Annotated in this window: 13 protein-coding genes; 10 read left to right on the forward strand and 3 right to left on the reverse strand. The window is 56.8% G+C overall.

What is annotated here, in order from left to right; all coding sequences use genetic code 11:
- Positions 1–77: 77 nt before the first annotated feature.
- Genes ACXAF0_RS03015 through ACXAF0_RS03050 form a run of 8 tightly spaced genes read left to right on the forward strand, consistent with a single transcriptional unit; the run spans position 78 to position 7,570 of the window.
- Positions 78–548: an NUDIX domain-containing protein gene (locus ACXAF0_RS03015; RefSeq protein WP_475343566.1), complete on the forward strand. Its 471-nt coding sequence runs from the start codon at positions 78–80 to the stop codon at positions 546–548.
- Complete coding sequence (locus tag ACXAF0_RS03020) at positions 545–2,191, forward strand: PhoU domain-containing protein (protein WP_475343568.1); 1,647 nt, start codon at positions 545–547, stop codon at positions 2,189–2,191. The genes ACXAF0_RS03015 and ACXAF0_RS03020 overlap by 4 nt, the downstream gene beginning before the upstream one ends.
- Entirely contained in the window at positions 2,184–3,071 is an 888-nt protein-coding gene (locus ACXAF0_RS03025; protein ID WP_475343569.1) for a GAK system ATP-grasp enzyme, read from the forward strand. Before ACXAF0_RS03020 ends, ACXAF0_RS03025 begins: the two co-directional genes overlap by 8 nt.
- Positions 3,068–4,201 carry an HprK-related kinase B gene (locus ACXAF0_RS03030; protein WP_475343570.1) on the forward strand — a complete coding sequence of 378 codons (1,134 nt, stop codon included), beginning with the start codon at positions 3,068–3,070 and terminating at the stop codon, positions 4,199–4,201. The genes ACXAF0_RS03025 and ACXAF0_RS03030 overlap by 4 nt, the downstream gene beginning before the upstream one ends.
- The gene (locus ACXAF0_RS03035) at positions 4,198–5,181 is read left to right on the forward strand and encodes a histidine phosphatase family protein (RefSeq protein WP_475343571.1); all 984 of its coding nucleotides are present in this window, start codon (positions 4,198–4,200) and stop codon (positions 5,179–5,181) included. Before ACXAF0_RS03030 ends, ACXAF0_RS03035 begins: the two co-directional genes overlap by 4 nt.
- A 2-nt stretch (positions 5,182–5,183) precedes the next feature.
- Positions 5,184–5,873: a histidine phosphatase family protein gene (locus tag ACXAF0_RS03040; RefSeq protein ID WP_475343572.1), complete on the forward strand. Its 690-nt coding sequence runs from the start codon at positions 5,184–5,186 to the stop codon at positions 5,871–5,873.
- Positions 5,874–5,885: 12 nt separating this feature from the next.
- Entirely contained in the window at positions 5,886–7,298 is a 1,413-nt protein-coding gene (locus ACXAF0_RS03045; protein ID WP_475343576.1) for a metallophosphoesterase family protein, read from the forward strand.
- A complete protein-coding gene (locus ACXAF0_RS03050) occupies positions 7,295–7,570 on the forward strand; it encodes an amphi-Trp domain-containing protein (RefSeq protein ID WP_475343580.1) in 276 nt (91 codons plus the stop codon). Before ACXAF0_RS03045 ends, ACXAF0_RS03050 begins: the two co-directional genes overlap by 4 nt.
- A gap of 100 nt (positions 7,571–7,670) precedes the next feature.
- Here ACXAF0_RS03050 and ACXAF0_RS03055 read toward each other — a convergent pair whose 3' ends face one another.
- The 3 genes from ACXAF0_RS03055 to ACXAF0_RS03065 form a co-directional block, all read right to left on the reverse strand.
- Positions 7,671–9,050 carry an aspartate aminotransferase family protein gene (locus ACXAF0_RS03055; RefSeq protein WP_475343583.1) on the reverse strand — a complete coding sequence of 460 codons (1,380 nt, stop codon included), beginning with the start codon at positions 9,048–9,050 and terminating at the stop codon, positions 7,671–7,673.
- A 109-nt stretch (positions 9,051–9,159) separates the two neighbouring features.
- Positions 9,160–10,206 carry a histone deacetylase family protein gene (locus tag ACXAF0_RS03060; protein WP_475343587.1) on the reverse strand — a complete coding sequence of 349 codons (1,047 nt, stop codon included), beginning with the start codon at positions 10,204–10,206 and terminating at the stop codon, positions 9,160–9,162.
- Positions 10,203–10,907 carry a GntR family transcriptional regulator gene (locus tag ACXAF0_RS03065; protein ID WP_475343591.1) on the reverse strand — a complete coding sequence of 235 codons (705 nt, stop codon included), beginning with the start codon at positions 10,905–10,907 and terminating at the stop codon, positions 10,203–10,205. Before ACXAF0_RS03065 ends, ACXAF0_RS03060 begins: the two co-directional genes overlap by 4 nt.
- A gap of 191 nt (positions 10,908–11,098) precedes the next feature.
- On the opposite strand from ACXAF0_RS03065, the gene ACXAF0_RS03070 reads away from it, so the two are divergent.
- Both ACXAF0_RS03070 and ACXAF0_RS03075 read left to right on the forward strand, forming a co-directional pair.
- Positions 11,099–11,869: a class II aldolase/adducin family protein gene (locus tag ACXAF0_RS03070; protein ID WP_475343594.1), complete on the forward strand. Its 771-nt coding sequence runs from the start codon at positions 11,099–11,101 to the stop codon at positions 11,867–11,869.
- A 107-nt stretch (positions 11,870–11,976) separates the two neighbouring features.
- Positions 11,977–13,530 carry an ABC transporter substrate-binding protein gene (locus ACXAF0_RS03075; RefSeq protein ID WP_475343598.1) on the forward strand — a complete coding sequence of 518 codons (1,554 nt, stop codon included), beginning with the start codon at positions 11,977–11,979 and terminating at the stop codon, positions 13,528–13,530.
- Positions 13,531–13,573 lie beyond the last annotated feature (43 nt).

Genomic DNA, 13,573 nt, shown 5'->3' on the forward strand with positions numbered 1-13,573 from the left:
AGCCGGTTCCGTCCTTTTTCGAGCGGCGCCGGGATGATATTTCTCATCACTGACCTATTGCGTGGAGAAATGCGGCAATGACGGAAAATCTGGCGCCAACGATCCGGAACTGTGCCCGCGCGGTGATCGTTCGTGACGGCGCGATTTTGCTGCTGTGTAAACAAAACCCGTCTTACGGAACGCGTTATGCGTTGCCCGGTGGTGCACAGGAAGAAAGCGAAACCTTGCAGGCCGCCCTGATCCGCGAATGCGAAGAAGAGCTCGGCACCTCCGTCACGGTCGGGGAATTGATGCATGTGGCGGATTTTTTCAAACCACGTAGCAGCGACCCTGAAATAAAAAAACACGCTGTTGAGTTTCTTTTTGCTTGTTCGGTGCCCGACGGCTATGTCGCTGCCAACGGACCCGCACCGGACAAGAACCAGACAGATGTTGTGTGGCTGCCGCTAACGGATTTGCCAAGCGCGCCGCTTTTCCCGAATGATTTGCGCGCGTTCCTGACGGCACCGGCGCAAAAACATCCGGCCTATCTGGGGTTGATCACATGACCACAGCCCTGTCCGCCCCGGTACGCGATAATTTCCGGTTTCTTTGGATTGAGGCGAGCGCGCAAGTTGCTGAGTTGCGCGATGCGCTCGATCAGGGATCGCTTGATCTGGCGCGCAAGGTTCTGGACCGCAGTGGCTATGCCGATAATCTGAAAATGCGGGTGCGCGATGGCTGCATCGCCGCGATCATGCAAACCCCGAAATCCAGTCCGGATGCCTTGATGTTGCGTGCGGTGGAATCGGTGGCGATTGATCTTGAACGTTTGACCCGGCTCTGTCGTGACTGTGTTCGCCAATATGAAAAGCTTGATGGCACGCCCCGGCGAAAACGCCGCCGTCACGCCGCACTTTTGGCCCATGTCGAACACGGGCTTGAACTGATTGAACAGGCGATTGATGACACTGATACCTCGACCGCGGTCAAGGCGATCAAGGTCAAAAGCAGGATCGATGAAGACTACAAAAAGCTTATTCGCACCTGTAATGCCGATCTGAAAAAGGGCAAGGACCCGGCGGTGGTCATTGTCGCGATCTTCATGGCCCAGCGGATCGAGGAAATGGGCACCATCGTTCAGGATATGGGCGATGCAATCATTTCGGCCAATATGGGCCAGCAGTTGACGGCTGATCGCTATCGCTCCTTGTCCGCAACCATCAAGCAGCTCAGCGGTAACCGCAAGGCCGATGACCTGACCATCGAACCGCTGGCTCAGACCCGATCAGGCAGTGCCATTTCCGGGGTCGCGGATGTCGGTGCAGATGATGACAGCTACATCGCTGTCTTCAAGGATGGCAAACGCCGCAAGCTCAAGGAAGAGCGCCAGAAGGTCGATCGCTGGAATGCGATCTATCCCGGCCTCGCGCCAAAGATCCTGTCTTTTTACAAAAAGCAGGATCAGGCAGCGCTTTTGATCGAACATCTGCCCGGTCTGACATTTGAGCAAATCCTGTTGCAGGAAGACCCGGCCCTGTTGGACGAGGCCTTCAAGGCGCTCAAGAAAACGCTTCGTGCCGTCTGGCGCAAAACGCATGTCAAAAAGCTGGTACCCGCCCTTTATATGGCGCAATTGGCCAAGCGCATGGACGCGGTCTATGACATCCACGCGGCGTTCAAGGATGATGGTTGCGCGATCAATGGTCATGCGGTTCTGTCATTCGATGATCTGATCAAGGCCTGTGCCGCGCGCGAGGCCAAGCTTAAAAACCCCTACACCGTCCATATCCACGGCGACTTCAATTTTGATAACATCATCTATGATGCGGATACGCGCGCGATCCGGTTTATCGATCTGCACCGCTCGACGGATATGGATTTCCTTCAGGATGTCTCGGTATTCATGGTGTCGGGCTATCGCCTGCAGGCATTGGACGGGGAACGGCGCAGACGCGTGCATCAGGTAACGGCGGACTTTTATGGCTTTGCCCGGCGTTTCGCGCAAAAGGCCGGGGATGATACCTTTGAGCTGCGTCTTGCACTTGGCTTGGCGCGGTCTTTTGCCACATCGACGCGCTTCATCCTCGATCCGTCACTATCGCGCAACATGATGGCGCGCGCGCGTTATTTAATGGAACGTGTTGTGGCGTCCGATCCGCGCAAACCGGAAGACTTCATCGCCCCGATCAAGGACCTGTTCATTGACTGATAAAAAAATCGCCGTTGTTGGCATTCCCGGAAAATGGTCGACCGAGGCCCTTGCCGACGCCCTTGAGTACAAAACCGGTTTCCGGCTTGTGATCGATATGGCCGATGTTGCGGCCGATCTTGCCACCGGGCAGGTCACGGCACGCGGCGTTGATCTTTGCAAACTGGACGGGGTGGTGGTCAAGAAAATCACCGAGGTGTACAGCCCGAACTCGCTGGACCGTCTTGAATTGTTGCGTCTTGTCGAGGCCGCCGGGGTGCGGGTCTTCAGCCCGGCTGTGAATATCTTGCGTCTGATTGATCGGCTCGCCTGCACGGTAACCTTGCGCAATGGCGGCATTCCGATGCCCGAAACTCAGGTCACAGAAAATGTCGATATTGCTGTCGATGCCGTCAAAACCTTCGGGTCGGCGGTATTCAAGCCGCTTTATTCGACCAAGGCACGCGGCATGACGATCATTGATGCCGATCAGCCGGATGCCGAGATCCAAAAGGCCGTCGCGGCGTTTCAGGCCGAAAACCCGATGATGTATATCCAGCGCAAACTCGACCTGCCGGGGCAGGACCTTGGCCTTGTTTTTCTCGGCGGCGAATATCATGGGGCCTATGCCCGGGTGGCCAAGGGGGATGCCTGGAACACGACAATCCATAGTGGCGGCAAATACGCCGCGTTTGAATGCGACGCGGACGTCATTGAAATGGCCAAACGCGCCCAGGACCTGTTTGATATGAACTTCACCACCGTTGATGTCGCCCTGACCGATCAGGGCCCGATCGTGTTCGAAGTCTCCGCCTTTGGCGGTTTCCGTGGCGCGAAGGAAGGTATTGGTATCGATGCCGCCGGTCTTTATGCCGATTACGTTCTGGATGCGCTGTCATGAGCAACACCGCGACTGCAATAAAGGCCCGCGATATTGCCGCGCAATTGGCAGGCACCATGACGCAGCAGCTGGGCGGGCTTTTGCTGTCCTTGCCCGATATGACGATCAAGGTCCGCTCGAACTCCGCCCCGCTTCTCGACAAACTGCGCGCCTATTTCAAACATATCGTCGTCTCTGATGTGAAGCCGACCCTTGAAATTGACGCGTTTGAATGCCCGCCACCTGATCTGGCGGTGGCCTATATCGACTGGCCGCGTGAGGCGGGCAAAAGCGGGCGCAAGGATGCCTATGTCGATCTTCCCGATGGACGCATTGTCAAAAAGGTACGCACCGGCATGGTGTTCCTGCAAAGCCGGGATCGCGCTATTGCTGCCGGGCCGTGTCTGGAAAACGACAATCAGGTAATCAATTTCATCAACGCCCAATATATGAACATGCTGCAACAGGATGGCTGGGCGATCTGCCATGCCGCCGGTCTTGTGCGCAATGGTCGCGCCCTTGGTCTGGCGGGATTTTCCGGCGGCGGCAAATCGACCCTGATGCTCCATATGCTGGATGAAGATGGTACCGCATTCCTTTCCAATGACCGTCTGTTTGTCCGCCATCATAACGGCGATGTTTGGGCAGCGGGTATACCCAAACTGCCCCGGATCAATCCCGGCACGGCGCTTCATAATCCGCGTTTGGACACCATCGTTTCGCCGGCACGTCGGGCCGAACTGGCGGCCCTGCCGACGACCGAGCTCTGGGATATCGAAGAAAAATACGATGTCGATATCGAAAAGATCTATGGCCCGGATCGCATCAGCGCGCGGGCGCCACTATGCGGCTTTCTTATTCTGAACTGGTCGCATGATGCCAAGGCACCCGCACAGATCACGCAGATTGATCTGAACGACCGGCGTGATCTTCTCGCTGCTGTCATGAAATCACCGGGCCCGTTTTATCAACGCGCAGATGACAGCATGCATGGCAGTGACGAGACCCTTGATGAGGCGGCCTATCTTGCTGCCCTTGCTGGCGTGCCGATCTATGAGGTCACCGGTCGCGTCGATTTTGACGCAATCGCCAAACAAAGTTCAAAGCAGCTTTTTAACCAAGACCCGCAGCACACAGGTCCGCGCGCATGACCCGCGAACTGCTCATCATGCGCCACGGCAAGGCGAAGGACCCACCGGGCATATCGGGCATATCGGATCGCGATCGCCAGCTTAAAACCAGGGGCAAGCGACAGGCACAGCGCATCGGCGCCTGGCTCCAAGATCAGGCACTTTTGCCCGGTGTCACGGTGGCCTCCCCGGCCGAACGCGCCTTTGTCACCGCGCAAAAACTGCTCAAGGCCGCTGGCACGCATGCCCATGATATCGTGCAGGATGATCGGGTTTATAACGCCTCGATCCAGGCGCTTCGCGATGTGCTTGCGACATATTCCGATGGTCCGAGACGGGTGATGATTGTCGGGCATAATCCAGGGCTGGAAAGCCTTGTGCGCACGCTCGCGCCATCATCCCTGCCGGTGACGGAAGATCATCAGCTTTTGAAAACCGGAACGCTTGTTCATCTGGAAATGCCAGATGATTGGCAAAACTTATCCGGCAATTGCGCAAAAATAATCAATTACATCCGGCCAAATAGCCTGCCAGAGGGATTTCCCTTTGAAACCGCCACTGGCCGCGAATGGCGTGATCGTCCGGCGTATTATTACACCCAGTCCGCGGTTATCCCCTATCGCATCCGGGGTGGGGTGCTTGAAATCCTTGTGATCACATCAAGCAAGAAAAACCATTGGGTCGTGCCCAAGGGCATTCATGAACCGGGGCTAAGCGCCCAAGAATCTGCTGCGATCGAGGCCGAGGAAGAGGCAGGCGTGCGCGGCACCGTGCATGAAACGGCTGTGGGCAGCTATGCCTATGAAAAGTGGGGATCGACCTGCAACGTTGCGGTCTACCCGATGGCCGTGACCGAGGAACTTTCAGATACCGTCTGGGAAGAAAGCCACCGGCATCGTCGCTGGGTTGCGCCTGACATCGCGGTCGAACACATCAAGGAAGATGCACTTAAGGCGATCATTCTTGATTTTGCTGCCGCCCATGGCAAGGAGGCCCGATAACCATGGCCCGACAATTTGCCGCGCTTGTGCGCCACGGCGATTACCATCAACGCGCAAATGCGCCAAGCGCACATCAGCCCTTTGCCCTGACCACGCGCGGCGAAGAACAGGCGCGCGATGCCGCCAAAATGCTTGCTGCACTGGCCACTGATCTGGCGGCGGAGATCGATCCCGTGATCGACAGCTCGCAGATGCTGCGTGCCTGGGCCACGGCCGATCATATTGCAAATGCGCTGGTCGGAGATTTCTCGGTGACCTGCCATGACGCGCTGGCCGAACGCAGCGTCGGGGCTTTGGCTAATATGACCATTTCGGAGATCAACCGGGTCGTTGATGCCGATCCCCGGTACGATCCACTGCCCGAAAACTGGAAATCCGACAGCCATTTCCGCCTGCCATTTCAAGGCGCGGAATCCCTGATGCAATCGGGCGAACGGGTGGCCGCCCATCTGGCGACGCAGATGAAAGCCGCAACCGCAACTGACACCGACACCCTTAAGGTCTTTGTCGGCCACGGCGCATCCTTCCGCCATGCCGCCCATCATCTGGGCGTGTTGGCCTTTGACGAGATCGCGAAGCTCAGCATGTATCACGCCCGTCCGGTCGTACTGGAATATCGCGGCGATGGCAGCTGGCATCATGTGGCAGGCGATTGGAAACTCCGCGCCAAAGCCGAACCGGTATTGGATTAATAGGCCCTAGCAATGACAGAACCGCTCAAACATCAAAATGCCGAGATCGATGTGCCCTTGCCCCACTATAAGGGGCCGTGGCCATCTTGGCTGTATCCGGAACTGCCGCGCGAAGCCCGCGACTGGACCTTTGGCGGTGACAAGTCGTTTGGCGAGGAAAATGGCGATCGCAAGTTGCTGCTCAGCGAGCTTGATCGCCTGACCAAGCGCAAGCTCTGGACATGGCCCAAACGCCCGATCCTGTTCTTTTCGGATCTGCACGCGGATCGAAAGGCATTTGTGGCATCGCTGGTTGCATCGGGCGGGGTGCGCCGCACCGGCCCGGGGGTGATGAATTTCCATCTGACCAAACTCGGCAAACAGGCGACCTTCATCATTGGGGGCGACTGCTTTGACAAGGGCCCGCATAACCTCAAACTTCTGCGCGCGGTGCGCCGCCTGATCGAGCTGGATGCACGGGTGCGCATTCTTGCCGGCAATCATGATGTCCGCAATCTTCTGGGCATGCAGGCCGTCAGTGATGGCAAAACCGTCGATCACCGCAATGATCATTTCTTCCTGCGCCTTGGGCCGAAGGTGGTGCCGCTTTTGGTTGAAATTCGCGATACCTACCTTCGCGGGCGCAAGGCCCTTGCCGATATCCCGGACGAGGATGAATGCCGCCGGCGCCTGTTCCCTGATCCGGCCTGGTTTGACAAGTTTCCCAAAATCGCCGCCGATCATTTGCCGAAAAAACAGATCGATGTCGAACTCAAGCGGATCAAAAAGAAAATGGTCAGCTTCGAGCCCGCCTGTGCCGAGGCCGGGTTTTCGATGCGTCAGGTCTATGCGGCGGTGCTGAAATGGCGCGAACTGTTCTTGCAGCCCGACGGCGAGTTTCACTGGTTCTTCAAGCGCATGCGGCTTGGCTATCACGTCGGGTCCTTCATGTTTGTCCATGCCGGCTTTGATGACGCGATGGCGGATCTTCTGAATGCTGATGGCGTGAAGGCCTTAAACCGGCAATTCCGCGATGCCCTGTTTGGCGAACCGTTTGATCTTTATTACGGCTCGATCGCCAATACGGTGCGGACCAAATATCGCACCATTGATAATGATCTGAGCCCCAAGGGTGCCAAAAAGCTTCATGACAGCGGCATTCACGCCATCATCCATGGCCATCGCAATCTGCTTGATGGGCAACGCATCATGTTGCGCCGGGGCCTGATCAATTTCGAATGTGATGCCACCATCGATCAGCATTCCCGCCACAAGGAAGGCCTCAAGGGATCCGGGGCGGCTGTCACCATCGTCCATCCCGAAGGCCATATTCTCGGCATTAGCACCGACTTTCCCTATGCCAAGGCCTTTGAGCCCAAACGCACCCTGACCGCACTCAGCTCTGCGATCACGCTTGATGACAAAGGCGGAAAAACAGCCAAATGAAACAGATCAAAAAACAGTTCAGCCATGATTCGCTCCAAGACGCCGACTCGATCAAGGCCATCCTCAAGGCCATTACAAACGGTGTCGGCAAAGGCAAAGTCGTACTCAGCGATGATCAGGACAACATCATTCTCGAACCCGAAGGCCTTCTGAACCTCAAAGTCTCCGCCTCACAGGACGAAGACCGCAGCAGCCTGACGCTGCGCATCAGCTGGCATGCCGACCGGGATGTTTCGAAAAAAAGCAAACTGGTCGTTGGCGACGGCAAATAACGACAACACGCCGTCATCATCAAAATTTGCTGCCGGAAATAAAAAAGCCGGAGACGAGGTTTTCCTCATCTCCGGCTTTCGCGTGACTGCGGATGTCAGATCACAGCATGCCTTCGGACTTGGCCCACTCGAGTGCGCGGTCAAGCGCACGGCCAAGGCGGGCGTGAATTTCACGCACGTCATCTTCGGTGATGATCAGCGGCGGGCAAAGGGCAACCGTGTCATAGACATTGCGGACAATAAGCCCTTCTTCGGCGGCAAGGGCCACGACCTTGGCGGCAACTGCACCCGGTTTGCCAAACGGCTGTTTGGTTTTCTTATCAGCCATCTCAAGGCCGGCAATCAAACCGACACCGCGAATTTCACCAATCAGCGGATGATCAGAGAAGGCGCGCAAGCCATCCTGGAACATCGGCTCCAGACGTTTGGCATTGCCCATCAGATCACGTTCTTCAATGATCTTGAGGTTTTCCAACCCGACCGCACAGGAAACCGGATGGCCGGTTGCCGTAAAGCCATGGCCGAAATTGCCAAGCTTGGCGGTGTTATCGGCAATCGCGTTATAGACCTTGTCATTCACAACGATCGCTGCTAGCGGCATATAGGATGAGGTCAGCTGTTTGGAGGTCACAAGAATGTCTGGCGTGAAGCCATATTTCTCGCAGCCAAAACGCTCCCCGGTGCGGCCAAAGCCGTTAATGACCTCGTCCGAGACCAGCAGGATGTCATACTTGCGGCAAATCTCCGCAACACCGGCCCAGTAACCTTCCGGCGGGGTCATCACACCACCAGCCCCCATGACAGGCTCCCCGATGAAGCCGGCAATGGTGTCCGGATCTTCGGCCAGAATGGTGTCTTCCAGTTCTTTCAAAAGGCGTGCGGTGAAGTCTGCTTCGGACTCGCCTTCCTCGCCATAGCGCCAGTAATGCGGGCAGGTCAGGTGGGTTACCGGAATGGCCGGAAGGTCAAAGTCCTTCTGGTTGCCGGCAAGGCCGGTCAGCGAACCCGACGCAATGGTAATCCCGTGATAGGCCTTGGTGCGCGACAGGAACTTCTTCTTTTTCGGGCGACCCAGCCCGTTATTGAGGAACCATGCCATCTTGACGACGGTGTCGTTGGCTTCGGAGCCGGAGTTGGTAAAGAACACACGGTTCAGGCCTTCGGGCGTCATTTCAACCAGCTTTTCGGCCAGGCGGATCGACGGCTCATGCGCCTTGTGCGCAAAGCTGTGATAATACGGAAGACGCTTGAGCTGCGCATAGGCGGCATCGGCCAGACGGGTTTCGGAAAAACCGACGGCAACCGACCACAGGCCAGCCAACCCTTCGATATATTCCTTGCCTTCGCTGTCGGTGACGCGCGCGCCATTGCCCTCGGTCATGATCATCGGGCCCTTTTCCTCATGCAGGCGCATGTTGGTATAGGGATGCATCGAATGTGCAATGTCCGACATGTGGAGCGAATTCGGCCGATGGTTCATGTGAAACTCCCGTTCAAAAGATGATGCCCGCATGTGGGGCGGCCATTGTGTGGTGCATGTTACTTGCTCAATGCGAAACGCGCTATCGGTGGCTTTACATAGCGCGGGCTTAATTGGGCTCAAGGACAGGTATCTTTGCCCCCAGATAGCCCGAAAGGAAAGACGTCAGTGACGTGGTCAATGCCGGCGACAAATAGCCACCTTCCTGCATGATCACGTTCGGATAGCCCGCCGCCGCGATCTTTTCACCCGCAATGCGCAACCCGTCCCAGGATATTTTCATGCCCCTAAGCGGATCGTCTTCATGGGTATCAAGACCAAGGCTCAGAACCAATGCGTCGGGTTTGAACGCATCAATGCGCGCTAACGCGGTGTCGATGGCCGAAAGCCATACAGCATCAGTGGTGGTGCGAGGGAGGGGGAGATTGAGGTTATAACCCTCACCGGCCCCCGTGCCGGTTTCCCCGGCAAAGCCGGTAAAGAACGGGTAATAGTCCGTGGGGTCGGCATGGATCGAAACCGTCAGGACATCATCGCGGTCATAGAAAATATCCTGCGTGCCGTTGCCGTGATGGACATCGATATCAAGTGTCGCAACCCGATCATACTTGCTGCGCAACCGTGCTGCGGCAATCGCCGAATTGTTCAAAAGACAATGACCGGCGGCAATTTCCGCACTGGTATGGTGGCCGGCCGGGCGACACAGCGCATAGGCGTTGGGCGCGCCCGCCAGCACGGCATCCGTTGCCGCAACGGCGCAATCGGCTGCGCGCACGGCCGCCCGCCAGCTATGTTCGCCAATCGGGGCCGATGTATCGCCCATATGCCAACCGGCACGGCCAACGATGGTTTCGGGATAGGACGCGGTGGTGGTGCGAGGGAACACATTGGGTACGACTTCCGGACCCGCGTCGGGCAGCTTTTGCCATTCGGCCCAGGCGGTTTCAAGGAAATCAAGAAACCGTTTGGTGTGAACGGTTTCCAGGGCCGCACGTGGGGCAGGTGCGGGGGCAGTCACCGACAGTGAAAGCGCATCAAGTCCGGCCAGCAGAAGGCGCGCGCGTTCGGCCTGTTCGGCATTGCGCTGGATCTTGCCATGGGTCAGGCGAAACAGCGGATCATGCGTTTCGGTTTCGGGGGCGTAGAAGCATTTCATATCGAAGTCTTACCTTCTTCGAGGAGGCGGAACTGTTTGGTGACGATGCGTTGCGCCTCGCAAAGGTGGTAGCGGATGGCCTCAATAGCCTGGTCGGTATCCTGGGCACGAAGCGCCTCAAGAATCGGTTCGTGGGTTTCGGCAATCCGGGTCGGATCATCATAAAGCTGCCCGATCAGCATGATGCTGAACTCGGTCTCGATAGCGATCTGCTCAAACACGGTCAGGAATTTCGGGTTGCCGCTGCCCGTACACATCAGCCGGTGAAACTGCATGTCGGCTTCGACCTGGGTGAAGATGTCTGTGTCTTCGGTCGCAACGCGGTGCAGTTCGCGCACCTGCGCACTTAGCACCTTGTCGGTTTCCTCAGACCAGTTTTGCACAAGCCGCACGATCACGGCGGTCTCAATGGCGAGCCGCAACTCATAAAGATCATCAAGCGCCTTGGCCGAAACCTGACGAACGAAAAAGCCCCGGTTCGGCTCGGACGTCACAAGCCCCGAGCTTTCCAAAAGCCGGGCCGCTTCACGAACCGGCGCACGGCTGACCCCCAATTCCCGGGCCACCACCGACTCGGATAACCGTGCGCCTGGCGCAAGCTTTCCGCTGATGATCGCTTTGCTCAGCAGTTTGGCGACGCGCTGTACGAGTCCCTCGCGATCAAGCTGTTGGAAGCCGGAAGATGGCTGTGTTTCTGTCATATACGGGCCCGAAGAAAAGTATCTGAGTTTTACGGAATAAGGCCGTTAGCCATGCCAAACGAATTTGTATGATTTAAAACAGTCTAGGGAATGAATTGTAGATTGTCGACAATTTACTTGACTGCGCACCGATCATCCCGCAGCCTTGAACAAATCAAAAAAGACAACACGAATACGAAAGGGCGGCATCAATGCGTGATGGTGCGAGTGGGCAATCGGTTTCTGAAATTCGACGCGACCTGGCGGCGGCCTATCGGCTGATTGCGCTCGAAGGCATGGATGACGGGATCTATACCCATATTTCGGCACGGCTCCCCTCGGGGCCGGGTGGCGAACAGCGCTTCCTGCTCAATCCCTATGGGCTGCGCTTTGACGAGGTCACTGCTGCCAATCTGGTCACCGTTGATGAAACCGGTGCTGTGATCGACGATCCATATGGTGCGGGTGTCAATGCGGCGGGCTTTACCATCCATTCGGCGGTTCACATGGCGCGTCATGACGCGACCTGTGTGCTCCATACCCATACCGTTGCCGGGGTTGCTGTTTCATCGAACAAGGAAGGCCTGTTGCCGCTTAATCAGTGGTCGGCACAGTTCTATGACCGCATCGCTTTTCATGATTACGAGGGCATCGCCCTTAACCTTGAAGAACGTGCGCGCATCGTTGCCGATCTCGGCGAAAAGTCGGTCATGCTTCTGCGCAATCACGGCACGTTGTTGCTGGGTCGTTCGGTGGCTGAGGCGGTCAAACTGGCCCTTAATCTTGAACGGTCCTGCAAGGCGCAGGTCGCGGCTCTTGGCATGGGGCTGACCCCGGTTGTGCTCTCCCACGAGGTTGCAGAACACACCGCAGGCCAGTACCAATCGATGTACGACTCTTTTGAAAACAAGGGCAAACCAGACCCGGAATGGGCGGCCCAAATTCGCAGGCTGGAAGCCTGCGCACCGGGTTACCTCGGGTAATCCATTCCACCTTATCCCGGGGCCGCCACTGGCGGCTTTGGGCCAAGGTCAAATACGCAAAACAATAAAAACAAAATCTGAAATCCAGAAAACAATCAGGGATTGCTATGAAATACCTAAAACTGAAAGCGACTACGTTCCTAATCGCTGCCACCCTGGCGTCGCCTTTGGCCGCCCAGGAAGCTGGCGGTCGTCTTGACATCGTTGTTCAGCCCGAACCGCCGGGACTGATGCTGGGTCTCGTTCAGAACGGCCCGACGCAGCTTGTTGCGGGCGACATCTACGAAGGTCTGCTGCGCTATGATACTGAGCTCCAACCGATGCCGGGCCTCGCCAAAAGCTGGGACATCTCCGAAGACGGCCTGACCTATACCTTCAAGCTTAACGAAGGTGTCAAATGGCATGACGGCGAGCCGTTCACGGCTGAAGACGTTGTCTTCTCGGCCGATGTTTTCCTGCGTGAAACCCATGCCCGTCTGCGTGCGTCGCTGGCCTATGTCGAAAGCATCACCGCAGCCGATCCGCTGACGGTTGTCTTCAAACTCAAAGAGCCGTTTGGTCCGTTCATCAACGCCTTTGAAACCGGCACCATGCCGATCGTGCCCAAGCACATCTATGAAGGCACCGATTTCGCCAACAACCCGGCCAACGCCACCCCGATCGGCACCGGTCCATTCAAGTTTGACGAATGGGTCAAAGGCAGCCACATCCACCTCGTGAAAAACGAGGACTACTATGTTGATGGCCTGCCCTATCTTGACGAAGTCTTCTATCGCGTGATTCCGGATGCTGCGGCCCGTGCTGTGGCGTTTGAAACCGGCGAAGTTGACGTTCTTCCGGGTGGCTCGGTTGAAAACTGGGATATCCCGCGTCTGGCCGAAATGGACGGCGTTTGTGTTACTGAAAAGGGCTGGGAATTCTTCGCGCCGCACGCTTGGATGTGGCTGAACAACCGCGAAGGTCCTACCGCAAACGAGAAGTTCCGTCAGGCTGTCATGTACGCCATGGATCGTGAATTCATGAAGGACGTGGTCTGGAACGGTTATGGCAAGGTCGCGACCGGCCCGGTTTCGTCCAGAACCAACTTCTATTCCGATGATGTGACCATTTATGATCACAACCCGGACAAGGCCAAGGAACTACTGGCCGAAATGGGCTATGACGGTGAACCGGTCAGCATCCTGCCGCTGCCATACGGTGAAACCTGGCAGCGTTGGGCCGAAGCCGTGCGTCAGAACCTCAGCGAAGTGGGCATCAATGTCGAAATCGACAGTGCCGACGTTGCAGGCTGGAACGAAAAAACGTCCCAGTGGGACTATGACATGGCCTTCACCTATCTCTATCAGTACGGTGATCCGGCCCTTGGTGTATCGCGAAACTATACTGCCGATCGCATCAAGAAAGGCAGCCCGTGGAACAATGTCGAGGGGTATGAAAACCCGTCGCTTGATGAAAAATGGGCCGCGGCCGCAACCATGGTCACCCCTGAAGAGCGCGAAGCAGCTTACCTCGAAATCCAGAAGGAAATCGTCGATGACGTGCCCGTTGCCTGGATGCAGGAGCTGACCTTCCCGACGATCTACCGTTGCAACGTCAACGACCTGGTCACGACGGCCATCGGTATCAATGACGGTCCGCGTAACGCCTGGATTGAAAAATGAGTCTGCGGGCGGGCCACCTTCGGCCCGCCCCTTTTTCTGATAC

It is taken from the genome of Thalassospira sp. ABD4_177 (assembly GCF_056160125.1).